General features: G+C 67.6%; 24 protein-coding genes. 10 read left to right on the top strand and 14 right to left on the bottom strand.

Translation table 11 applies throughout. The features are described from left to right. Window position 1: 1 nt before the first annotated feature. From FHR72_RS15165 to FHR72_RS15150, 4 genes are all read right to left on the bottom strand, one after another. Window positions 2-139, bottom strand: a complete 138-nt coding sequence (locus tag FHR72_RS15165) for a CstA-like transporter-associated (seleno)protein (RefSeq protein ID WP_396888454.1) — start codon at window positions 137-139, stop codon at window positions 2-4. Further along, entirely contained in the window at window positions 139-2,445 is a 2,307-nt protein-coding gene (locus FHR72_RS15160) for a carbon starvation CstA family protein (protein WP_183469412.1), read from the bottom strand. The genes FHR72_RS15165 and FHR72_RS15160 overlap by 1 nt, the downstream gene beginning before the upstream one ends. Before the next feature lie 101 nt (window positions 2,446-2,546). Next, window positions 2,547-4,097, bottom strand: a complete 1,551-nt coding sequence (locus FHR72_RS15155) for an ATP-dependent DNA ligase (protein ID WP_183469410.1) — start codon at window positions 4,095-4,097, stop codon at window positions 2,547-2,549. A 34-nt stretch (window positions 4,098-4,131) separates the two neighbouring features. After that, window positions 4,132-5,649 carry a molybdopterin-dependent oxidoreductase gene (locus tag FHR72_RS15150; protein ID WP_183469408.1) on the bottom strand — a complete coding sequence of 506 codons (1,518 nt, stop codon included), beginning with the start codon at window positions 5,647-5,649 and terminating at the stop codon, window positions 4,132-4,134. A gap of 118 nt (window positions 5,650-5,767) precedes the next feature. On the opposite strand from FHR72_RS15150, the gene FHR72_RS15145 reads away from it, so the two are divergent. Together FHR72_RS15145 and FHR72_RS15140 are read left to right on the top strand one after the other, a co-directional pair. Further along, window positions 5,768-6,535 carry an SDR family NAD(P)-dependent oxidoreductase gene (locus FHR72_RS15145; protein ID WP_183469406.1) on the top strand — a complete coding sequence of 256 codons (768 nt, stop codon included), beginning with the start codon at window positions 5,768-5,770 and terminating at the stop codon, window positions 6,533-6,535. 104 nt (window positions 6,536-6,639) lie between these two features. Continuing rightward, window positions 6,640-7,692, top strand: a complete 1,053-nt coding sequence (locus FHR72_RS15140) for a phosphotransferase family protein (protein ID WP_183469404.1) — start codon at window positions 6,640-6,642, stop codon at window positions 7,690-7,692. On the opposite strand, the gene FHR72_RS15135 is transcribed toward FHR72_RS15140, so the two are convergent. Both FHR72_RS15135 and FHR72_RS15130 read right to left on the bottom strand, forming a co-directional pair. Continuing rightward, the gene (locus FHR72_RS15135; protein ID WP_183469671.1) at window positions 7,693-8,466 is read right to left on the bottom strand and encodes a sulfite exporter TauE/SafE family protein; all 774 of its coding nucleotides are present in this window, start codon (window positions 8,464-8,466) and stop codon (window positions 7,693-7,695) included. Between the two features lie 88 nt (window positions 8,467-8,554). Then, window positions 8,555-8,821 (bottom strand): WGxxGxxG family protein, encoded by a 267-nt coding sequence (locus FHR72_RS15130; protein WP_183469402.1) that lies wholly within the window; start codon window positions 8,819-8,821, stop codon window positions 8,555-8,557. 514 nt (window positions 8,822-9,335) lie between these two features. Here FHR72_RS15130 and FHR72_RS15125 point away from each other — a divergent pair. Further along, complete coding sequence (locus FHR72_RS15125) at window positions 9,336-9,821, top strand: 2-isopropylmalate synthase (RefSeq protein ID WP_183469400.1); 486 nt, start codon at window positions 9,336-9,338, stop codon at window positions 9,819-9,821. 6 nt (window positions 9,822-9,827) lie between these two features. Here FHR72_RS15125 and FHR72_RS15120 read toward each other — a convergent pair whose 3' ends face one another. Together FHR72_RS15120 and FHR72_RS15115 are read right to left on the bottom strand one after the other, a co-directional pair. Next, window positions 9,828-10,205, bottom strand: coding sequence for a DUF4267 domain-containing protein (locus FHR72_RS15120; protein WP_183469398.1), 378 nt, complete (start codon window positions 10,203-10,205; stop codon window positions 9,828-9,830). A 5-nt stretch (window positions 10,206-10,210) separates the two neighbouring features. After that, window positions 10,211-11,692 (bottom strand): cytochrome P450, encoded by a 1,482-nt coding sequence (locus FHR72_RS15115; RefSeq protein WP_183469396.1) that lies wholly within the window; start codon window positions 11,690-11,692, stop codon window positions 10,211-10,213. Between the two features lie 130 nt (window positions 11,693-11,822). On the opposite strand from FHR72_RS15115, the gene FHR72_RS15110 reads away from it, so the two are divergent. Beyond that, complete coding sequence (locus tag FHR72_RS15110) at window positions 11,823-12,461, top strand: TetR/AcrR family transcriptional regulator (RefSeq protein ID WP_183469394.1); 639 nt, start codon at window positions 11,823-11,825, stop codon at window positions 12,459-12,461. Here FHR72_RS15110 and FHR72_RS15105 read toward each other — a convergent pair. Beyond that, entirely contained in the window at window positions 12,458-12,760 is a 303-nt protein-coding gene (locus FHR72_RS15105; protein ID WP_183469392.1) for a hypothetical protein, read from the bottom strand. The two genes, FHR72_RS15110 and FHR72_RS15105, sit on opposite strands and share 4 nt — an antisense overlap. A 74-nt stretch (window positions 12,761-12,834) precedes the next feature. Here FHR72_RS15105 and FHR72_RS15100 point away from each other — a divergent pair, with 74 nt between their 5' ends. After that, on the top strand, window positions 12,835-13,707 hold the full coding sequence (locus FHR72_RS15100) for an SDR family oxidoreductase (protein ID WP_183469390.1): 873 nt from the start codon (window positions 12,835-12,837) through the stop codon (window positions 13,705-13,707). A gap of 3 nt (window positions 13,708-13,710) precedes the next feature. Here the strand turns inward: FHR72_RS15100 and FHR72_RS15095 are convergent, their stop codons facing one another. From FHR72_RS15095 to FHR72_RS15085, 3 genes are read right to left on the bottom strand one after another with little or no spacing between them, the layout of a single operon-like run. Further along, on the bottom strand, window positions 13,711-14,877 hold the full coding sequence (locus tag FHR72_RS15095) for an AAA family ATPase (RefSeq protein WP_183469388.1): 1,167 nt from the start codon (window positions 14,875-14,877) through the stop codon (window positions 13,711-13,713). Between the two features lie 10 nt (window positions 14,878-14,887). After that, window positions 14,888-15,970: a DNA polymerase IV gene (locus FHR72_RS15090; protein WP_183469386.1), complete on the bottom strand. Its 1,083-nt coding sequence runs from the start codon at window positions 15,968-15,970 to the stop codon at window positions 14,888-14,890. Further along, a complete protein-coding gene (locus tag FHR72_RS15085; protein ID WP_183469384.1) occupies window positions 15,967-16,584 on the bottom strand; it encodes a TetR/AcrR family transcriptional regulator in 618 nt (205 codons plus the stop codon). The genes FHR72_RS15090 and FHR72_RS15085 overlap by 4 nt, the downstream gene beginning before the upstream one ends. Window positions 16,585-16,670: 86 nt before the next feature. On the opposite strand from FHR72_RS15085, the gene FHR72_RS15080 reads away from it, so the two are divergent. The 4 genes from FHR72_RS15080 to nrdE all read left to right on the top strand — a co-directional run bounded on the left by FHR72_RS15080 (window position 16,671) and on the right by nrdE (window position 20,660). After that, window positions 16,671-17,234 carry an NAD(P)H-dependent oxidoreductase gene (locus FHR72_RS15080; RefSeq protein WP_183469382.1) on the top strand — a complete coding sequence of 188 codons (564 nt, stop codon included), beginning with the start codon at window positions 16,671-16,673 and terminating at the stop codon, window positions 17,232-17,234. A 527-nt stretch (window positions 17,235-17,761) separates the two neighbouring features. Continuing rightward, complete coding sequence (locus FHR72_RS15075; protein ID WP_183469381.1) at window positions 17,762-18,013, top strand: redoxin NrdH; 252 nt, start codon at window positions 17,762-17,764, stop codon at window positions 18,011-18,013. Window positions 18,014-18,078: 65 nt separating this feature from the next. Next, the gene (nrdI, locus tag FHR72_RS15070; protein WP_183469379.1) at window positions 18,079-18,525 is read left to right on the top strand and encodes a class Ib ribonucleoside-diphosphate reductase assembly flavoprotein NrdI; all 447 of its coding nucleotides are present in this window, start codon (window positions 18,079-18,081) and stop codon (window positions 18,523-18,525) included. Beyond that, window positions 18,492-20,660 carry a class 1b ribonucleoside-diphosphate reductase subunit alpha gene (gene nrdE, locus FHR72_RS15065; RefSeq protein WP_183469377.1) on the top strand — a complete coding sequence of 723 codons (2,169 nt, stop codon included), beginning with the start codon at window positions 18,492-18,494 and terminating at the stop codon, window positions 20,658-20,660. The genes nrdI and nrdE overlap by 34 nt, the downstream gene beginning before the upstream one ends. 84 nt (window positions 20,661-20,744) lie before the next feature. On the opposite strand, the gene FHR72_RS15060 is transcribed toward nrdE, so the two are convergent. Next, window positions 20,745-21,131 carry a DUF5997 family protein gene (locus FHR72_RS15060; protein ID WP_183469375.1) on the bottom strand — a complete coding sequence of 129 codons (387 nt, stop codon included), beginning with the start codon at window positions 21,129-21,131 and terminating at the stop codon, window positions 20,745-20,747. A 28-nt stretch (window positions 21,132-21,159) separates the two neighbouring features. Here FHR72_RS15060 and FHR72_RS15055 point away from each other — a divergent pair, with 28 nt between their 5' ends. Further along, window positions 21,160-21,882, top strand: coding sequence for a LysR family transcriptional regulator substrate-binding protein (locus tag FHR72_RS15055; RefSeq protein ID WP_183469373.1), 723 nt, complete (start codon window positions 21,160-21,162; stop codon window positions 21,880-21,882). Window positions 21,883-21,964: 82 nt separating this feature from the next. On the opposite strand, the gene FHR72_RS15050 is transcribed toward FHR72_RS15055, so the two are convergent. Then, window positions 21,965-22,381, bottom strand: a complete 417-nt coding sequence (locus tag FHR72_RS15050; protein WP_183469371.1) for a VOC family protein — start codon at window positions 22,379-22,381, stop codon at window positions 21,965-21,967. Window positions 22,382-22,387: the final 6 nt, after the last annotated feature.

The following is a 22,387-nucleotide window of genomic DNA, read 5'->3' as shown; positions in this document are numbered from 1 at the left end:
ATCAGCAGCAGCGTGCGCCCGGATTCGCGTCCGCCGCAGCGTGACGATGACGCCAGTAGTCACGTTCGGACATCGCTTCACGCCCGGCGTGGGTGCGGGCGTGGTGCTCCAGGTAGCGCTCGTAATGGTTGTCGCCCATCAGTGACTTCCAGTACCACCCGATCTGGCCGAGGATCCGGCGTGCGCGGTCGGTCGTGCGTCCCATTGTTTCTGGACCTCCTTCTCGGCTGCGGTCATGAACATCCCCGACGGCGCGAACATGCGGGAGGGGACCGGGTCGTCCTCGGTGAGCGGACTTCCCGTTCCTCGAATGGCTTTCAGCGCGACGATCACGCCGGCGACGAACACGATCACCACGAGCACCGCGAAGATGATCGACAGGGTGCCCTGGATGAAGGTGTTGCGGATGACGGCGTCGAGCTGTCCGATGTCCTTGGCCGCGCCGAAACTGGTCTGACCGGCGTCCTTGGCGTTGCGGTACTGGAAGTGCTGCGTCCAGTAGCCCACCTTGGGATCGCCGGAGAAGATCTTCTGCCAGGACGCCGTCATGGTGACGACCAGATCCCAGGCGAGCGGAATGCCGGGTATCCAGGCCCATTTCAGCAGCCCCCGCTTGATGACCACGACCGTGACGACCGTCAGCGCAATGGCGGCCAACAACTGGTTGGCGATACCGAACAGCGGGAACAGCGTGTTGATGCCGCCCAGCGGATCGGTCACCCCCATCAGCAGGATGGAGCCCCACGCCGCGACCACGATCACGCTGCAGATCCAGGCTCCGACACGCCAACTCGGGTTGCGCAACTTCTTGAGCGGACCGCCGAGATTGCCGAGGCCGTCGGAGAGCATGAACCGCGCGACGCGGGTTCCGGCGTCGACGGTGGTCAGGATGAACAGCGCCTCGAACATGATCGCGAAGTGGTACCAGAACGCCTTGAGTGCTTCCCCGCCGAACACCTTGTGCAGCACCTCGGACATGCCGAACGCGAGCGTCGGCGCGCCGCCGGTGCGCGACACGATGGAACTCTCCCCGACGCTCCTGGCGGCCTCGTCGATCTCCTGGGCGCTGATCGGAGCGCCGGACAGCCCGAGCCCGTTGACATAGTCGGCGGCACTCTGCGCGGTCGTGCCGGTCGAGGCGGCGGGGGCGTTCATCGCGAAGTACAGGTGCTGGTTGAGGATCGCCGCGGTGATCAGCGCCATGATCGCGACGAACGACTCGGTCAGCATGCCGCCGTAGCCGATCAGCCGCATCTGGCTCTCTTTTTCCAGCAGCTTCGGCGTGGTGCCCGACGAGATCAGCGAGTGGAACCCGGACAGGGCGCCACAGGCGATGGTGATGAACAGGAACGGGAACAGCGAACCCGCGAACACCGGTCCGGTGCCGCTGGCGGCGAAGGCCGAGATCGCCGGCGCCTCCATGACGGGGCGGGCGAGCAGGATGCCGACGGCCAGCAACGCGATCGTGCCGACCTTCATGAACGTCGACAGGTAGTCGCGCGGGGCGAGCAGCAACCAGACCGGCAGCACCGACGCGGCGAGGCCGTAGATGATGATGCACCAGGACAGCGCCACCTTCGACAGGGTGAACCACTCTTCGCCCCAAGTGGTTTCGGCCACCCAGCCGCCGGCGACGACCGCCAGCAGGAGCAGGGCCACACCGATCAGCGACACCTCGGACACCCGCCCGGGCCGAAGGAACCGCAGGTACAAACCCATGAAAATCGCGATCGGGATCGTCATCGCGATCGAGAACACGCCCCACGGGCTCTCCGAGAGCGCGTTGACGACGACCAGAGCGAGGACGGCCAGCAGGATCACCATGATGACCAGCACGCCGATGATGGCCGCGGCGCCGCCGACGACGCCGAGCTCGTCGCGTGCCATCTGCCCCAGCGAACGGCCGCGGCGCCGCACGGAGATCGACAGCACCAGGTAGTCCTGGACGCACCCGGCGACCACTGCGCCGATGATGATCCAGATCGCGCCCGGCAGATAGCCCATCTGCGTGGCCAGCACCGGACCGACGAGGGGACCGGCACCCGCGATCGCGGCGAAGTGGTGCCCGTAGAGCACCCGCCGATCGGTGGGCATGTAGTCGGTGCCGTTCTCGAAAACCTCTGCCGGAGTGGCGACCTCGTCACGCGGCTTGACGATCTTCATCTCGATGAGACGGGCGTAGAACCGGAACCCGAGCACATAGGTGCAGAATGCGGCGATCACGAACCAGACGGCGTTGACCGTCTCGCCGCGGAAGAACGCGATCATCGCCCAGGCCAGGGCGCCCAGCACTGCGATGACCGCGAACACGATCTTCTGCTTGGTGGTGATCGGCGACCGGTCGATGACCGCCACCGGCGGCTGGTCCTTGTCGGTGCGGATGTAGGTGATGTCGCCGACGGTTTCCTCGATGCGTTCCGACGATGCGGCGGTCGGTGTTGCCATCCTGCCCGGCCTCTCCTCATTCGAATTGGCTGTGCTTTTCGTGTGTGCCTCGATACTGGCACCGCACAAACGGGGCGTGGGGGGAAACCCCCGGATCGTTGTCAGTCGGCCCGTGAGTACAGTGCGCGCACCGTGTCGATGGTGTCGGCCTCGGCGGCGGTCTTGTCGTCGCGGTAGCGCAGCACCCGGGCGAAGCGCAGCGCCATCCCACCCGGATAGCGCGTAGAGGTCTGCAGACCGTCGAAGGCGATCTCGACGACCTGCTCGGGGCGGACCTTCACCACACCACCGATCCGCCCCGAACCGTCCGTGGGCCCGTCGGCGAGCTCCAGGAAACGCTCCGTCTGCCAGGCCAGCATCTCGTCGGTCATGCCCTTGAACGTCTTGCCCAGCATCACCAGCCCGCCGGTCTCGGGATCGCGGGCACCGAGGTGGATGTTGGACAGCTTGCCCGTGCGCCGGCCCGAGCCCCACTCCACCGCCAGCACCACGAGGTCCAGGGTGTGCACGGGTTTGACCTTCAGCCAGCCGGCGCCGCGGCGGCCGGCCTCGTACGGCGCCGTGGTGGACTTGGCCATCACGCCCTCGTGGCCCGCGGCCAGCGTCGCGTCCAGGAACCGTTCGGCGGCCGCGGCGTCGGAGGTGACCAGGCGGTCGACGCGTTGGCCCTGCGGGGCGAGCGCGTCCAGCCGGGCGATGCGCTCATGGGCCGGAAGGTCGAGAAGGTCCGTTCCGTCGACGTGGAGCAGGTCGAAGAAGAACACCGACAGCGCCTGGCCCCCGGCGTCGGAGGAACCGCCGCGGCCGCCGAACCGTGACGCGGTGACCTGGAACCGGTGGGGGCGTCCGTCGGGCCGCAGGGCGATCGCCTCGGCGTCGGCGATCAGGTCGGTGGCGGGCAGGGCGAGCGTGGCGTCGACCACCTCGGGCAGTCGCGCGGTGACGTCGTCGAGGCTGCGGGTGAACACCGACACCGTGTCGCCGCGGCGATGGATCTGCACACGCGCGCCGTCGAGCTTGGCTTCGAACATGGCTGTTCCGCCGAGACGGTCCAGTGCGTCGGCGACACCGGTGGCGGTCTGCGCGAGCATCGGACCTACGGGAGTGCCTGCCCGAAGGCTGAATTGGGCCAGCGCGGCCTCTCCGCCCGTCAGGGCCGCCTCGGCCACGGTTGGCAGAGCGCCACCCAGCATCGCTGCCCGGCGCACCGCGGCGGCGGGGAGGCCGGCCGCCTTGGCGACGGCATCGGCCATCACCCCGACCAGCGCGCCCTGACGCAGCTCACCGGTCAGCAGGCGGCGCAGGAAAGTCTGCTCGACGTCCGTCGCCGCGGCGAACAGGGCGCCGAGCAGTTCGGCGCGCCGGGCCTGGGACCCTTTGCCCGACGTCGCGCCGATCTCGGTGAACCTGGCCTCGACGTCGGCGACCTGCAGGGTGGGATCCGTTGCCGGATCGGGGATCGAGCGCAGTGACGCCCACCCCACACCGATCTGGCGCTGCGTCAGCTCACCGGACAGCCAGGAGACCACGACGGCGACGACGCCGCTGTCGTCGGCCGCGCCGAGCAGGTCGGCGATGCGGGCGATCTTGGCCAGCCTGGCCGAGGTCGCGGCGACCTCGGCGGAAGCCCGGGCGACATCGTTCAGCAGCACGACACGATGCTCTCACCGCCGGCCGGCGACGACCTCAGCGGACCGCGAAGGTGATCGAGTGCCAACCCGTGGCACCGTCGGGAACGGGGTCCACGCGGTCCGGGGTCTGCGTGTAACCGTCGTTGTCGGTGGCGCGCACGGTGATCTTGTGGAAGCCGGTCTCGCGTGCCTCCCACGGGTAACTCCACAGACGCCAGGTGTCGTCGGAGTAGCTCTCACCCAGTGTCGCCTGTTCCCATGGGCCGTCGTCGATCTGGACCTCGACGGCGCGCACCCCGCGAGGCTGCGCCCAGGCGACGCCGCCGAAGGTGACGGGGCCGACCGCGACGTCCTGACCGCTGCGCGGCACGTCGATACGCGACTCGGTCTTGATGGGCCCGCGTGCCGACCATCCCAGGCGCGTCCAGTACGCCTCGGCGCGATCGAACCGCGTCAGTTCGAGGTCCGTCACCCACTTGGTGGCCGAGACGTAGCCGTACAGGCCCGGTACCACCAGACGCGCCGGATATCCGTGCTCGATGGGCAGTGGCTCTCCGTTGAGGCCGACGGCCAGCAGGGCGTCCTCGGCGGTGAGCGCCTCGACCGGTGTGCCTGCCGTCCACCCGTCGACCGACATCGACAACACCATGTCGGCATCGGACTTCACGCCGGCATCGGCGAGCAGATCCCTGACCCGGTAGCCGGTCCACACGCCGGTCGAGATCAGTTCTCCGCCCACCGGATTGGAGACGCAGGTCAATGTGACGACGCTCTCCACCACCTCGAACCGCTCGAGATCCTCCCAGCGGTAGGTGATCTCGCGGTCCACCATGCCGTGGATCCGCAGCTGCCAGTCGGTTCGGCTGAGCTGCGGGACGCTCAATGCGGTGTCGATGCGGTAGAAATTCGCGTTGTCGGTGACAAATGGCGCCAGCTCAACGCCTTTGGGCTGTACCGCAGCCGGTATCGGGGCTGCCGGCTTGTCGATGCGGGGCAGGGCGAAGGCACTGCGATCCCCGGACACCGATGTGGTCAGCCTGCTGATCACCACTCCGGCGACCCCGCTGGCGGCACCGGCAGCGAGCACACCGAGGGTCACCAGCGACAGGCGTCTACCCCGATCGGTCTCCTGCGCGTCGCCGGTTTCGGAGAAACGCTCCGATACCAGGAAGCGCAGCACGGCGACCCCGCACGCGGCGCCGATCAGGGTGGGCACGACATCGACGAGGGTGGCCCCGGCCCGGGAAAGCACTGCCGCACAGCCGACACCGCCCGCGGCCACGATCGCGATGCTGCCGATCGGCCGGCGCCGGGTTTCCAGCAGCCCCGCGACCGCGGCGATGGCGACGATCGCGAGCAACACCATCACGGTCAGGAACAGCTTGTCGGCGGTGCCGAACGTGTCGATCGCCCATTCCTTGACGGGACCCGGCGTCAACTGGATGACCGAGGAGCCGACGGCGGTACGCACGTCGGCTTCGGGGCCGAAGGCGACCGCGGTCAGCTGGGCGACGCCGACGGCGACCGCGGCCGCAGCGATACCGCGCAGCGCTTTGGCGCCCGTTGTGGTCATACCCGCCAAATTACCGTCGCGGCGAACCCGAAATCCTTACCGAACGGTGTCATCGGCTAGGTTGCAGGTGGGCTTTACAGATTGACCACTACTTGGAACGTTCGCGAAAGGCAGGCAGATGGAGATCGAGGGCAAGAAGGCCGTCATCGTCGGTGGTGCGTCGGGCTTCGGGCGCGCGACCGCGGAGGCATTGGCCAAGCGCGGCGCGAGCGTGGCGGTGCTGGACCGCCCGCAGTCCAAGGGCAAGGAAGTCGCCGATCAGATCGGCGGCACCTTCCACGAGGTCGACATCACCGACTTCGAAGGAACCGAGTCGGTGCTCAATCAGGCCATCGAGGCCCTCGGCGGGCTGCACATCGCCGTCACGACCGCCGGGGGCGGGATCGCCGAGCGGACCGTGAAGAAGGACGGTCCCCACAGCCTGGAATCGTTCCGCAAGAGCATCGACCTGAACCTGATCGGCACGTTCAACATCAGCCGGATCGCGGCATGGCAGATGTCGAAGAACGATCCGGTGGACGACGAGGCCGAAGAGCGCGGCGTCATCATCAACACCGCCTCGATCGCAGCGTTCGAGGGGCAGATCGGGCAGCTCGCCTACACCGCGTCGAAGGCCGCGATCGCCGGCATGTGCCTGACGATGGCACGCGACCTCGGCAGCCTCGGGATCCGCGCGCTGGCCATTGCGCCCAGCCTGTTCGCCACCGGTCTGACCGAGGGCATTCCGGACGAGTTCGCCACCGTGCTGACCAAGGACGCGGCATTCCCCAAGCGGCTGGGCAAGCCGGAGGAGTACGCCAAGCTCGCCGTGGCGATCGTCGAGAACCCGATGCTCAACGGGCAGTGCCTGCGACTCGACGCCGGGCAGAGGTTCGCCCCGAAGTAGAGCCGATGCGACGTGGATGCCCTCGGCCGCCGGGTGCATCCACGCCGGCATCGTCCGCCGGCGATTTGCGAACGTCGCGTCGCAGAATTTGACACGATGTCGCCATGCCCGTCGATGTGACGCTGAGCGACACCGCTCAGGACGCCCTGCAGGAGTGGATCCGCCGGATCGGGATCGGGTCCGCGGTCACCGACGTCGAACCGTTGACGGGCGGCTCGCAGAACATCGTGGTGCGCCTGCGCGTCGACGGCGAGCCGATGGTGCTGCGCCGCCCTCCGCCCCATCCGAGGCCGACCAGCGACAACACCATGCGCCGTGAGATCGCGGTCCTGCAGACACTGTCCGGCACCGACGTTCCGCACCCGGCGCTGATCGCCGGATGCGAGGACCTCGATGTGCTGGGGGTGGTGTTCTACCTGATGCAGGCGGTCGACGGGTTCAACCCCGGCACCGAGATCGACGACGCCTACATCCACGACGCGCGCATGCGCCACCGGGTCGGGCTGTCGTATGCGGCGAGCCTGGCCCGCCTCGGCCGGGTGCCGTGGGAGGGCAGCCCGCTCGCGGCCATCAAACGTCCGGGATCCTTTCTCGCGCGCCAGGTTCCGCAGTTCATGCGGCTCCTCGAGAGTTACCGGCACGATAAGTACGCACCCGAGTCGTTCCCGTCGGTGCACGTTCTCGCCGACTGGCTGGAGTCGCGGCGTCCCGAGGACGGCGAGCCGGGAATCATGCACGGCGACTGCCACCTCAACAATGTGTTGCTGCACAGGCACGTTCCCGAGCTGGCGGCGTTCATCGACTGGGAGATGTGCACGGTCGGCGACCCTTTGCTCGACCTCGGGTGGATGCTGGTCTGCTGGCCGGACGGGCCCAATCCGATCGACGCCGGGTCGGCGCTGGCTGCGCACGGCGGGCTGGCCACGCGTTCCGAGTTGATCGAGGCCTACCTGGGCGCCGACGGGCGGCCCACCACGCGGCTGGACTGGTACATCGCCATGGCGTGCTTCAAACTGGCGATCGTCATCGAGGGGACGTGGTCGCGCTACCTGGCGGGCCAGGCGAGCGCGGAAGCGGGGGAGCGGTTGCATGCCTCGGCGGAGAACCTCATCGCGCTCGGCACGCGAGTCTCCCACGGAGACAACCCGTTCCTGTGATCAGCGGTAGGCGTCGAGTCCGAGTTTGATCGCGAGGACGACGCCTGCGATGCCGATGAGGACCCGCATGGGTCTGTCCGGGGTGTGCCGCACGACCATCGGGCCCAGCCGCCCACCCAGTAGACAGCCGAGACCCAGCGCCACGACGGCGCCCCACTGCACCGGCGCGGCGATCGAAAAGATCACGGCGGCAACACCGTTAGCGATGCCGAGGACGACGTTCTTGGCCGCGTTGGCGTGTGCCAGCGTCTCACCACCGAGGCGCAGGAACAGCGCGAGCAGCAGAACACCCGCTGCCGCACCGAAATAGCCGCCGTAGATGCAAATTCCGAAGACGGCGAGGCCCTGGACGGTCAGCGCCGTCACGTGCCGTCGCCGCGTGGGTGTGCCGACGTCGCGCGGGGGCCGTACAGGCAGCAGGATCGCCAGCGAGGCGAATGCCAACAGCACCGGCACGATCTTCTCGAACCCATCCGCCGGGGTCGACAGCAGGAGGGCCGCGCCGGCCACCCCGCCGACTGCGGCGAAGGGCAGCATGCGTCTGAGCATCGTGCCCTGGCCGGCGAGCTCGGGCCGCGATCCCCAGACCGAGCCGACCCCGGTGAACACCAGCGCCACCGTGTTGGTGACGTTGGCGGTGACCGGGGGCAGGCCCGCCAGCAGCAGGGCCGGATAGGTCGCCACCGAGGCCAACCCCGCGATGCTTCCGGTCAGCCCACCCAGGATTCCGGCCGCGAACAGCAGCACCGCATGCGACCAGGACACCGCGCACATTCTGCCCGTAACGGGGCGCACAGTCGCAGCGGGCAGACCGAGCGAACCCCGCCGGCGATGCGCCGGCGGGGTTCACGCGAGTGTCGATCTAGACGCGAGGGTTACCCGTGCCGGTGTGGGGAGCCACCCGGACATCGGTGTCCTTGCGACGCTTCAGACCGGCGAGCCCCAGCAGACCGAGGAGTCCGGCAAGACCCCACAGACCGGTGTTGTCGCCGTCTTCCTGCTCGGCTTCCTGCTGCGCGACCGTCGTGGTGGTCGATGCGGGGATCGCTGTCTCCGTGGCGGACGCGATCCCGGTGCCGCCGAACAGCAGTGCCAGGGTCGTGGTGCCGATAACCAGTGATTTACGCATGTTTTCCTCCCGTGATGCGAAGCGGTTGCTTCCGCGGCAATCAATAGCCGTCTACGGAAGACGTAAACCTGGTTTGCCGAATATTTCGTTTTGCGCACCTCCGGGCCTGTCTGGAGGTCCCGCTGTGGAGTCGGCGGACTGCGAGTGTGGCCTCGAGGTATCCAAAGGTGTTCGCACGCAGGGGAGTCCGAGGGCGCAAAGCGAGTATGCCGAGGGGGGATTGCAACGAGGGTGTGCACATTACGTCGACGTAAGACTTTGCTGAACTAACGACAGGCGTAGAGCAGGCAAAATAGAGGTGGTTCCCGCAAAGCATCCGGGGTGCAGACCTGCCCCCGCGACCCGCTCGAACCGCCGAATCCGGTTGCAGAGTGCGATCCCGGGGGTCTAGCATCGCTGTCGTGCCGAGGCGACTCGTAGTAGCAACCCGCAGCGGGGTCTGATCCTGACCGACCCCTCGCTGTGGGGTCGTGCTACACCGTCGGTCGCTCTCTTCAAATCTGAAGGCCGGCACATGACATCTCTCGCCACATCCAGCGATACCGCTGCCCCGCTGTGTTTCGCGGCGTTCGTCGACGGTCGGCTGCCCCGCGCACTGCGCGAGTCCGCGGAGTCCAAGTCCTTCGAGGAATTCGTCGACGAGTACGCCCCCAGCACCGGACCCCTCCGCCTGGGGCAGTGGGCATGTGTGGACGGTGAGGGCCGGCGCGGGCCGCAGGCGCGCGATTACCAGGCCACGCTGGCGCTGGGCGATCGCATCGACACCTCGCGCGCCTCGGCGTGCGGACCCGTGGCCGCGCTGACGGCGATGCTCTACGACCGCGGCGTCGCCGTCGAGATGACCGCCTTCCACCAGCTGCGGGCCGGTGACCACACCGCGACGTTCATCCGGGGTAGCCGGGGCCGCACCCATCGATGGGCGATGGGGTGGTCGGAGGACCCGACCGAATCCGCACTGCGCGCGGTCATCTCATGCGCGAACAGGCTGCTCGCCGACTGAGGCGGATCAGGAGCGTCGGCCGAGGGCCCAGCCGCCGAAGGCCACCGCGGCCGCAGGAACGCCGATCATGGCCGCCGCGCTCGTGGACGTGACGTCGCGGCGGCTCAGAGCCCCCGCCGCACCGTCGGCGACATCGCAGGCCAGTCCCACGCCGGCCCAGGTCCGGCGGCGCGGCCCGGTCGAGGCGACCGTCCCGAGTCCGACGAGGACGTCGCGGACACCGAACAGCCGCCACAGATAGCGCGCCTGGCCGTCGGGAGGCCGCAGGCCGAACAGGGTCGCCGCCGCCTCGGGACGCACCCAGGCCAGGGCGCCGATGCCGATCCGCATCGCCGCCAGTGACACGATGCCGGCGTCGGCGACGCGGGCGCGGGATCCGGGCACGCGGATCAGTGCAGCGGCCGCAGGACGATGGGCATGCCGTCCTTGGGCACGGGCATGCCGCCGTAATCCCATTCGGTCGTGTAGTTCGGGTTCGGCACCTCGAGCCGGTACTTGCGCAGCAGCCGGTGCAGGATCGTCTTGACCTCGAGCTGGCCGAAGGTCATGCCGATGCACTTATGGGCACCACCGCCGAACGGGCTGAACGCATACCGGTGCTTCTTGTGTTCGTTGCGCGGTTCGGTGAAGCGCTCCGGGTCGAACTTCATCGGCTCGGGGTAGAGCTCCTCGAGGCGGTGGTTCATGCCGGGGTAGGCGATGACGTTCGTACCCTTGGGCAGGTAGTGGCCGAGCAGTTCGGTGTCGCGGACCGTCTGGCGCATCGCCCACTGCACCGGTGTGACGAGCCGGATCGATTCGTTCATCACCAGGTCCAGCGATTCGAGCTTCTCCAGCGACTCGATGTCGACGGGTCCGTCGCCGAGCCGGTCGGACTCGTCGCGGCAACGCTCCTGCCATTCGGGGTGCTTGGCCAACTGGTAGATCATCGTGGTGGCCGTCGACGTCGAGGTGTCGTGCGCGGCCATCATCAGGAAGATCATGTGGTTGACGATGTCCTCGTCGGAGAACTTGTTGCCGTCCTCGTCCTCGGTCTGACACAGCACGGTCAGCAGGTCGGAGCCGTCCTTGCCGCGGCGCTCCTTGACCCGGGCTTCGAAGTAGTTCTCCAGCAGCTTGCGGGCCTGCATGCCCCGCCACCAGGTGAACGGCGGCACGGGCGTCCTGATGACCGCGTTGCCGGCCCGGGTGGTGGTGGTGAAGGCCTTGTTGACCTTGGTGACCAGCTCCTTGTCGGAGCCCGGCTCGTGGCCCATGAACACCATCGACGCGATGTCGAGTGTCAGTTCCTTCATGGCCGGATACATCAGGAAGCGGGCGTCGTTGGCCACCCAGTCGTTGGCGATCACCTGCGAGACGACCTTGTCGACCTGCTCGGTGTAGCCGACGAGCCGCGTGCGGACGAACGCCTCCTGCATGATGCGGCGGTGGAACATGTGCTCCTCGAAGTCGAGCAACATGAGTCCGCGGTGGAAGAACGGCCCGATCACCGGGACCCAGCCCTGCTGGGAGAAGTCCTTGTTGCGGTTGGAGTAGACGGCCTGCGCGGCGTCGGGTCCCAGGGCGGCCACCGAGGGCAGGGCGGGGGAATCGACGTAGAAGAGCGGACCGTGCTTGCGGTAGATGTGCAGCGAGAAATCGGGCCCACCGCGGAACATCTCGATCATGTGGCCGATCACCGGCAGACCGGAGTCGCCCTTCACCGGCTTCAGGTCGCTGCCCGCGGGCGGTTCGGCCAGCGTGTGCTGGGGCCAGTCGCGTTCGAGCAGACGCCGCTCGAGGTAGCCCATCCCGGGGAAATTGTTGATCGACGGTGTCAGGCGCCGTTTAGCCTGGTCAACCAGGTAATCGGTGGTGGAAATGGTCGGCATCTTCGACACTCCTTTGGGTGAAGGGCTGTGGCCGATGTCACGTGGGCCTTATCCTGGTAGAAGAACTTGACGCCTGTCAAGTTTCCCTGAGTTTGTGCCGGGAGGTGCAGCGATGCCAAGGTTGACACCCATGACGGCCGAACCCACCGATCTGCGGCGCAGCCGAGGTGACCGGCAGCGGGACGCCATCATCACGGCCGTCCGTGAGCTGCTCCAGGAGCGCTCGTTCGCCGATCTGTCGGTGAGCACCATCAGTGAACGCGCCGGCGTCGCCCGATCGGGCTTCTACTTCTACTTCGACTCCAAGTACGCGGTTCTCGCCGTGATCGTGGCCGAGGCGATGGCCGAGCTGGACAAGCTCACCCATCACTACACGCCGCGCGAAGAAGGGGAGTCGCCGTCGGCCTTCGCCAAACGGATGGTCGGCTACGCTGCGACCGTCTTCGCGTCCAACGACCCGATCATGGGTGCGTGCAACCTGGCCCGCAGCACCGACGCACAGATCCGCGAGATCATGGACGACTTCCAGACCACGGTCGTCGACAAGATCGTCGGGCTCGTCGAGCAGGACTCGGGAGCGCGGCCGATCTCGTCGGACCTCACCTCCCTGGTGCGCACCCTGACCGCGGTGACCTCGATGACGCTGTCTCACGACAGCGGATTCGTCGGACGGGGAGAGGATCCCGAGCGTGCCATCGAGATCGTGGAGCGCCTCTGGTTGAGCAGCCTCTGGGGCGGCGACAACCTGCGGCCCCACACAGGGGATTAGTCGCTGGCGGGCAGCGGCTTGGCTTCCTTGAGGTTCAGCGGCGTCGAACCGACCGTCAGCGTTCCCGCGCCGGCCTTGGTGACGAGGACCTCGGCGCCACCGTCGTCGACATAGCGATTGCCCATCGCATTGCCGCCGGACAGTTCCGGATCCAGCGACAGCCCGGAATCCTTCTCGGCGTCGAGGGCCACCATCGGCGCGCCGCCTGCGCGCAGGTCGTCGAGGCTGTCGGCGCTGCGAACGACGATGACCTGCGTCTCGCACACCTGACTCTGCAACCGCGTGCCGTTCTTGATCATCACCGCATGCTATTCGGAATCGCCCTGCGTGCGACGTTCATTGGCCGATGAGTGCGCCGGTAGTGTCACGTCATATGGCGCAGCGGAGCGGATCTGAGGGTTTTGCCGGCAAGCGGTGCTTTCTGACCGGCGCGGCGAGCGGGATCGGGCGGGCGACGGCGCTGAAGCTGGCGGCCCACGGCGCCCAGCTGTATCTGACCGACCGCGACGCCGAGGGTCTGGCGGTCACCGTCGCCGATGCGCGTGCGCTCGGGGGAGTCGTGGCCGAACACCGCGCCCTCGACATCTCCGACTACGACGCGGTGGTGGCGTTCGCGAACGACATCCATGCCCGTCATCCGGCGATGGACGTGGTGATGAACATCGCCGGCATCTCGGCATGGGGCACCGTCGACAAGCTCAGCCATCAGGACTGGAAGTCGCTGATCGACATCAACCTGATGGGGCCCATCCACGTGATCGAGGCGTTCGTGCCGCCGATGATGAAGGCCCGCCGCGGGGGCCATCTGGTCAACGTGTCCTCGGCTGCGGGCATCGTCGCGCTGCCGTGGCACGCCGCCTACAGCGCGAGCAAGTACGGTCTGCGCGGGTTGTCCGAGGTGCTGCGCTTCGATCTCGCCCGGTACCGCATCGGGGTGTCGGTGGTGGTTCCCGGCGCGGTCCGCACACCGCTGGTGGACACCGTGCGTATCGCGGGTGTGGACCGCGACGATCCGCGGGTGCAGAAGTGGACGGGACGATTCTCCGGTCACGCCGTGTCCCCGGAGGTCGCCGCCGAGAAAATCTTGCAGGGTGTCGTCAAGAACCGCTACCTGATCTACACCTCCACGGACATCCGCGCGCTGTATCTGTTCAAGCGCACGATGTGGGGGCCCTACAGCGTGGCGATGAAGCAGGTGAACCCACTGTTCACGCGGGCCCTGAGGCCAAAGAGCACGCGGCGCTGAAGATCACCTCCTGCCCCAGTCCCACGGCGGGGTGGTGAGCAGGCCCTGGTCGGCCACCTTCGTCTCGCCCCAGTCCTTGTAGAGTTCGACCTCCCACGCATCGCCGTCCGAACCCAGCGGCTGTGCGCCCAGGCATTCGCGCAGTGTCGCCGAATGCGTCACCACCACCACCTGCGACCGGGTGGCAGCGGCGCCGATCAGGTCGGCCAGGGGCGGCACCAGATCGGGGTGCAGCGAGGTCTCCGGCTCGTTGAGAATCATCAACGACGGCGGCTGCGGGCTCAGCAACGCGGCGGCCCACAGCAGGAAGCGCAGTGTGCCGTCGGAGATCTCGGCGCTGCGCAGCGGCCGGAGCATGCCGCGCTGATGTAGTTGCAGATCGAACAGGCCGTCGCTGCCCGTCACCGAGACCGTGGCCCCGTCGAACGCGGCGGCCACCGCGCGGGCCAGGTCATCGGTGCCCGTCTCCAGGATCGTCTGGACCGCCGCTGCCAGATCGGCCCCGTCGTCGGCGAGCACGGGTGTGCGGGTGCCGACCTGCGGCAGACGCGACGGGGCGTGGCTGTCGGCGCGGAACCCGTCGTAGAACCGCCAGTCCCGCAGCCGTTCCCGGACCATCACGAGCTCGGGCGCGGCGCCCGCCCAGTCCGCGAGCACGCTGCGGTGCGCGGGCAGGTTGCGGGCCAGCTCGTCGAAGCCCCTGCCGGATTCGGAGGCGACCTCCACCAGTCCCCGCACCCGGCGCACCAGCGTGGTGGCCGGGCGCGCGACTGGGCCCGCGAAGACGAGCTCGCGTTTCACCTCCGGATCGCGGGCGAACGCGGTCTGCTGGGCCTGCGGTAGGCCGAGATCGATCAGATAGCCGAAATCATCGGCGGCATAACCGAGTTCGATCGACACCGGTCTGGTGCGGGGCCCGCCCTGCGCGGTGCCGGTGCGCCGCGCGCCGCCGAGGTGTTCCGGACCCGCCCACAGCGCGGACTCGACCCCGCCTTCGCGGGCGAACGACCCGATGACCTCACCGCGGCCGCAGTCGGCGAGCAGACGCAGCGCCCGGTACAGCGACGACTTACCGGTGCCGTTCGCACCGGTGATGACGGTGAGCCTCCGCAGCGGGAGCACCAGGTCCCGCAGGGAGCGGTACCCGCGGATGGCGACCGTCTCAAGCATGGCTGCGACGCTAGCGGCCGGCGGTGACAGCCGGTGCGGCCGCGCCGTCCATCGCCAGCTCGAGGCGCACGCCGAGCAGCCGGACGGGACGGTCGAGCTCGAAGTCCCCGAGCAGGCCGATCGCGGTGTCGCGGATCGGGGCCGGATCGGTCGTCGGTGTGGCCAGTTTGCGGATCTTCGTGCGGGTGAAGAACGTCTTCGTGCGCACCGTGACCGCCACCCGCGTCACCACCCGCTGCTGACCGACGACTTCGTCGAGGGTGCGCTGGGCGAGGTCGACAACGGCGGCCTCCATCTCGGCGCGGTCGGTCAGATCCTGCGGGAACGTGATGACGTGGCTGCGTGAGCGGGGCACCCACGGCTCGGCGCTGACGGTGGTGTCGCCGCCGCCCTTGGCCAGCAACAGGATCCAGAGCCCGGTCGTGGGGCCGAACGCCGACGTCAGCACCGCGGCGTCGGTGGACGCGAGATCGCCCACGGTCGTGATCCCCATCGCGGCAAGCTTTTTCGACGTCTTGGGCCCCACACCCCACAGCGCATCGACGGGCCGGTCGCCCATCGTGGCCATCCAGTTGTCGTCGGTGAGCGCATACACCCCGGCCGGCTTGCCGAACCCGGTCGCCACTTTCGCGCGCTGCTTGTTGTCGCTGATCCCGACCGAACAGGACAGCCCCGTCTCCGAGGCGACGACGTCCTGGATCCGATGGGCGAGCGCGTGTGGATCCTCGACGTGGGCGCCGACGTAGGCCTCGTCCCAGCCCCACACCTCGACCGGATGACCCAGGTCGCGCAACAGGCCCATCACACGTTCCGATGCGGCGTCGTACGCCTCGGCGTCCGACGCCAGGAACGTCGCGTCCGGGCATCTGCGGGCGGCCGCGCGCAGTGGCATCCCGGCGTGTACGCCGAACCGGCGCGCCTCGTACGAGGCGCAGGTGACCACCTTGCGAGGCTCGGTGGGATCTCCACTGCCACCGACGATCACCGGCAGTCCGATGAGCTCGGGGTGGCGCTGCAGTTCGACCGATGCCAGGAACTGGTCGAGGTCGACGTGCAGGATCCAGTGGTCGGGGCCCGCACCCGACAGCGTCATGAGCCGCAGATCTTGCGCGCCACCGTTTCCCACGCGTCGCCCAGGTCTTGCAGCGAACGGCCCTCCTCGGTGAGCCGGTGATGGACGTAGTCGGCGTCGAGCAGCGCCAGCAGCGCGGTGGTCTGGGTGTCGAGATCGCCGGAGGTGCCCGCGGCCTGGAGCAGCAGACGGACATGGCTGTGGTGGAGCATCATCGGCGCGTTGAAGCGCATCTGGGGGTCCCGGCTGACGTCGGAGAGCAGTGCGTGATGGGCCTCGACGAACCGCAGCCGCTCGCGGCCGTAGGCCAGGAGCCGCTCCAGCGGGGGCGCCCCGGGGCCCAGCGGAGGAGGCCCGAACAGGAAGGCCTCCTGCTGAACTTTCTCGTCTTCGTCGAGCAGGACGATCATCAGCCCGGCGCGGCTGCCGAACCGGCGGAACAGGGTTCCCTTGCCCACCCCGGCCGCGGCGGCGATGTCGTCGGTGGTGACGGCTTCGGCGCCGCGCTCGCCGACCAGGCGGCGTGCCGCGTCGAGCAACAGGGCGCGGTTGCGTGCCGCGTCGCCGCGCTCGGCGGGCCCCGAATCGCCGTCCGGCAGCACCGGCAGCACGTTCCGGTTCTCCGCGACGCTCACCTGGCAACTTTAACTCAGCCGGAATAGAACGGACTGCAGTCCGGTTTTCCGATGGGAGTATGGCCCGAAGCGACCTAAGGAGAACGATGTCGGACACCGCCCACAGCACGGTATTGGTACTCGTCGGAAGTCTGCGTGCAGCCTCGATCAACCGGCAGCTGGCCGAACTGGCCGTCGAGTCCGCCCCCGACGGGGTGCGGCTCGAGGTGTTCGACCGGCTGGGGGAGTTGCCCTTCTACAACGAGGACATCGACAACGACGAGGAGAACGGCGGCGTGGCCGAGCCGGTGGCCGCGCTGCGGGAAGCGGCGGCGCGCGCCGGCGCGGCCCTGGTGGTCACACCCGAATACAACGGGAGCATCCCGGGGGTGTTGAAGAACGCGATCGACTGGTTGTCACGCCCGTGGGGCAACAGTGCCCTGAAGGACAAGCCGCTCGCGGTCGTCGGGACGGCGCTGGGCCAGTACGGCGGGGTGTGGGCGCACGACGAGACGCGCAAGTCCTTCGGCATCGCCGGTCCGCGCGTCGTCGAGGACCTCAAGCTGTCGATCCCGGCCAAGACGCTCGACGGGAAGCACCCCCGTGAGAACGCCGAGGTGGCCGATCGCCTGCGGGAGATCGTCGACAAACTGGCCGCCGAGATCGGCTGACCCGCTTCCGCGGGATCCGATCGCCGCAGAGCTCGTCCGTCACCCCCGTCTCCGTAGGAGGCGGGGGTGACTGCTGGGCCGGGGACACGGTGTCGGCGATGTTTGCTGGAGGGCGCCGCAGGCCTGGGGTCGTCAGGAGGGTGACGCAGCCGTGTCGGTGCCCGGGGGTAGACCTGAGAGTGGTGGGCGGGTGGGTGTCGCGACACGCCGGTGTGACGTGCGACACGCCGGTCCGATCTGCGCCACACTGGTTACGACCTGGGAATTTCAGAAATGTCATTCAGAACATCTTGTATCTCTTCTGAATGTCGGACACCAGGTGTAGTGTTTCGAACACCGACAGACCCCCAAGATCTAGGGGTTGGCCGGAGTCAGAAGTTCCGGCGGAGTCGGTGTCCAGGCCCGCAGGTGCACTGCCCGGCCGGCCAGGAATTTCGGGGACCTCCGGGTCGCTGATACATAGCGAGACGCACGACGCCGGCAGTTGCCAGCCCAGCCATTCTTCCGCGATAGGAGCCGTACCGCAGATGACTCAGTCAGCGCCCGTCACCGTGTACACCAAGCCGGCCTGCGTGCAGTGCAACGCCACCTACAAGGCCCTCGACAAGCAGGGCATCGCCTACGAGGTCGTCGACATCAGCCTCGACAGCGAGGCGCGCGACTACGTCATGGCCCTGGGTTACCTGCAGGCGCCGGTCGTGGTGGCCGGGAACGATCACTGGTCGGGGTTCCGTCCCGACCGGATCAAGGCGCTGGCGGCGGTCGCGGCCACCGCGTAGTCCGGTGGCCCGGCACGGGCCATGGCTGAGCAGTGAATCCACCAGGTGACATCGGAGAGGTGATCGTGAGCAATCTCGTCTACTTCTCCAGCGTGTCGGAGAACACTCACCGCTTCGTACAGAAGCTCGAGCTCCCTGCCATCCGGATCCCCTTGAAGGAACGGATTCAGGTCGACAACCCGTACGTCCTGGTCGTGCCCACCTACGGGGGTGGCCACGCCAACGGACCCGATCCCGACGCGGGGGGATATGTCCCCAAGCAGGTGATCGCGTTCCTGAACAACGCACACAACAGATCGTTGATCCGCGGCGTGATCGCCGCGGGAAACACCAACTTCGGGGCCGAATTCGGTTACGCGGGCGACGTGGTCTCGCGCAAGTGTGGCGTCCCGTATCTCTACCGCTTCGAACTCATGGGAACCACGGACGACGTCTTCGCCGTCCGCGCCGGCTTGAAAGACTTCTGGAGGGAACAGTCGTGCCACCAACCGTCACAGCTGCAGAACCTGTAACCACCGGCGCGCACGCGCTCCCGGGGGAGATGGACTATCACGCGCTGAACGCGATGCTGAATCTGTACGACGCAGACGGCAAGATCCAGTTCGAGAAGGACGTCCAGGCGACGCGGGAGTACTTCCTGCAGCACGTCAACCAGAACACGGTGTTCTTCCACAGCCAGGACGAGAAGCTCGACTACCTGATCGAGAAGAATTACTACGAGCGCGAGGTGCTCGACCAGTACTCGCGCAACTTCGTGAAGGGACTGCTCGATCGCGCGTACGCGAAGAAGTTCCGCTTCCCGACGTTCGTCGGCGCGTTCAAGTACTACACCTCCTACACGCTCAAGACCTTCGACGGAAAGCGTTACCTCGAACGCTTCGAGGACCGCGTCGTCATGGTGGCGCTGACGCTGGCCTCCGGTGACACGACGCTGGCCGAGCAGCTCGTCGACGAGATCATGGACGGCCGGTTCCAGCCCGCCACCCCGACATTCCTGAACTCGGGCAAGAAGCAGCGCGGCGAGCCGGTGTCGTGCTTCCTGCTGCGCATCGAAGACAACATGGAGTCGATCGGCCGCTCCATCAACTCGGCGCTGCAGCTGTCCAAGCGCGGCGGCGGAGTCGCCCTGCTGCTCTCCAACATCCGCGAGCACGGCGCCCCCATCAAGAACATCGAGAACCAGAGCTCGGGTGTCATCCCGATCATGAAGCTCCTGGAGGATTCGTTCTCCTACGCCAACCAGCTCGGCGCCCGGCAGGGTGCCGGCGCGGTGTACCTGCATGCCCACCACCCCGACATCTACCGCTTCCTCGACACCAAGCGTGAGAACGCGGACGAGAAGATCCGCATCAAGACGCTGAGCCTCGGTGTGGTGATCCCTGACATCACGTTCGAGCTGGCGAAGAAGAACGAGGACATGTACCTGTTCTCGCCGTACGACGTCGAGCGTGTGTACGGCGTTCCGTTCGCCGACATCTCGGTCACCGAGAAGTACTACGAGATGGTCGACGACGCGCGGATCCGCAAGACCAAGATCAAGGCGCGCGAGTTCTTCCAGACGCTCGCCGAGCTGCAGTTCGAGTCGGGCTACCCGTACATCATGTACGAGGACACCGTGAATCGGGCGAACCCGATCGAGGGCAAGATCACCCACTCGAACCTGTGCTCGGAGATCCTGCAGGTCTCCACGCCGTCGTTGTTCAACGAGGACCTGTCGTACGCCAAGGTGGGCAAGGACATCTCCTGCAACCTCGGCTCGCTCAACATCGCCAAGGCCATGGATTCGCCGGACTTCGCGCAGACCATCGAGGTGGCCATCCGCGCGCTGACCGCGGTGAGCGATCAGACCCACATCTGGTCGGTGCCCTCGATCGAGCAGGGCAACAACACCTCACACGCGATCGGCCTGGGCCAGATGAACCTGCACGGCTACCTGGCGCGGGAGCAGATCTTCTACGGCTCCGACGAGGGCGTCGACTTCACCAACATCTACTTCTACTGCGTGCTCTACCACGCGCTGCGCGCCTCCAATCGCCTTGCGATCGAACGGGGTACGGCGTTCGGCGGGTTCGAGAAGTCGAAGTACAAGTCGGGAGAGTTCTTCGACAAGTACACCGACCAGGTGTGGGAGCCCAAGACCGACAAGGTCCGCGGCCTGTTCGCCGACGCCGGCATCCGCATCCCGACCCAGGACGACTGGAAGCTGTTGAAGCAGTCGGTGCAGGAGCACGGCATCTACAACCAGAACCTGCAGGCCGTCCCGCCGACCGGGTCGATCTCCTACATCAACCACTCGACGAGCTCGATCCACCCGATCGCCAGCAAGGTCGAGATCCGCAAGGAAGGCAAGATCGGGCGCGTCTACTACCCGGCGCCCTACATGACCAACGAGAACCTGGAGTACTACCAGGACGCCTACGAGATCGGCTACGAGAAGGTCATCGACACCTACGCCGCGGCCACCCAGCACGTGGACCAGGGTCTGAGCCTGACGCTGTTCTTCAAGGACACCGCCACCACGCGCGACGTGAACAAAGCGCAGATCTACGCCTGGCGCAAGGGAATCAAGACGCTGTACTACATCCGGCTGCGCCAGATGGCCCTCGAAGGAACCGAAGTCGAGGGTTGCGTCAGCTGCATGCTGTGACGCGCTCCTGACGTCGACCGTGCGGTGTCCTTCGCAACACGCTTCGTGCTGCGGACGGCGCCGCACCGTCGTATGTGAGGCCGCTCAGCCTTCCCGGGCCTTGTCGGCGTGCAGCGCCTTGATGCGACGCTGCTCGCGGAGCACGTTCTGATAGCTCTCGCGCTCGGCGATCAGCCAGTCCGGCTTCTCCTCGAGCAGCGCGTCGATCTGTTCGGTGGTGAGGGCTTCGTCGACACCGCCGCGCGCCAGGCCCGCGATCGAGACGCCCAGCTTGGCCGCGACGAGATTCTTCGGATGCGGCCCGTTCTTGCGGAGGTCCTTGAGCCATTGCGGGGGGTCCGCCTGCAGCGCCTCGAGCTCACCGCGGGTGATCGCGTTCTCCTGGAACTCCGCAGGTGTGGCGGGCAGGTACACGTCGAGCTTCTTCGCCGCAGTGGCGGGCTTCATGGACTGTGCGTTCGGCCTGCTCATGGTGTCAGCCTATCGATAGCCTGATGCGGTGGTTCCGCCTTCACCGCCCTCGCTGACCCTGGGGTACGTCCCTGGTGCGACCCCCGCGAAGTGGGCCCGGATCTGGACGGAGCGTCACCCCGATGCGCCCCTGGAGTTGCGCGGTGTCGCCGCGGCCGACGCGGCCGCCGACGTCCGGGACGGTGCCGTGGACGTCGCGGTGCTGCGGCCGACCACGGCCGACACGACAGGCCTCGCGCTCATCCCGCTCTACGAGGAGACGACGGTGGCGGTCGTGCCGGCCGAGCACCTCCTCAGCGCCGTCGGCGCGATCACCTCGACCGACCTCGACGGTGAGCCGACGCTGCTACCGCTCGACACCGTCGTCACCCGGGCCGACAGCATCGGTTCGCCGGTCGACCATCGACCCGAAACCACCGCCGACGCAATCGAACTCGTCGCTGCCGGGGTCGGTGCGCTGATCGTGCCCCAATCCCTGGCGCGGTTGCATCACCGCAAGGACCTGACGTACCGCCCGATCACCGACGTGCCCACCTGCCCGGTCGTGCTGGCTTTTCCGGAAGGGCCGCAGTCGGCGGCGCTCGAGGAGTTCATCGGCATCGTCCGCGGTCGCAGAGCAGGATCCTCACGCGGGCAGGCTGAGCCGGCCCCCAAGCGCTCCGCCCGGGAGAAGACCTTGGCCAAGCAGGCTGCCCGCGCGGCGGCGGGGAAGGTGGCCCGCAAGCCCGGCCGGGCGCAGCGCGGTCGCTAGTGCGCGGTCGTCCCGCGCCGACACTGACTGGACGGAGGGGTTCTCTCGTCTTTGCGCTGCGCAGAGTCGGTCTCGGTGAGGGTCAGATCGTCAGCGTGCCGTCGTCGTTGATGGTCCACTGCGGGTTCACCGCGACCTCCCACACGTGGCCGTCCGGGTCGGCGAAGTATCCCGAGTAACCGCCCCAGAACACCTTTTCCGCACGTTTGAGGATCGTCGCACCGGCGGCCTCGGCCTGGTCGAGCACGGCGTCGACGTCTGCCTCGCAGCGTTGGTTGATCGCGATCGTGATGCCGCTGAACCGGCCGTCGACGGGGTGGTGGGCATCTTCGGCGAGGTCGGCGCGGCCGAACAGGGCCAGGGCGATACCGGGCAGCTGATAGAACACCACGCCTTCGGGCGCAGCAGCCGGGACCCAGCCGAGGCCGTCCTCATAGAAACGGCGGGCGCGCGGCAGATCGTCGACTCCGAGCGTGATCAGGCTGACGCGTTGCTCCATGGTCTG

This window comes from Mycolicibacterium iranicum (genome assembly GCF_014190915.1).
In the GTDB taxonomy this organism is placed as follows: Bacteria; Actinomycetota; Actinomycetes; order Mycobacteriales; family Mycobacteriaceae; genus Mycobacterium; species Mycobacterium iranicum_B.
Note: the sequence above shows the minus strand (reverse complement) of the source record. Positions and strands in the feature narration are given on the sequence as shown.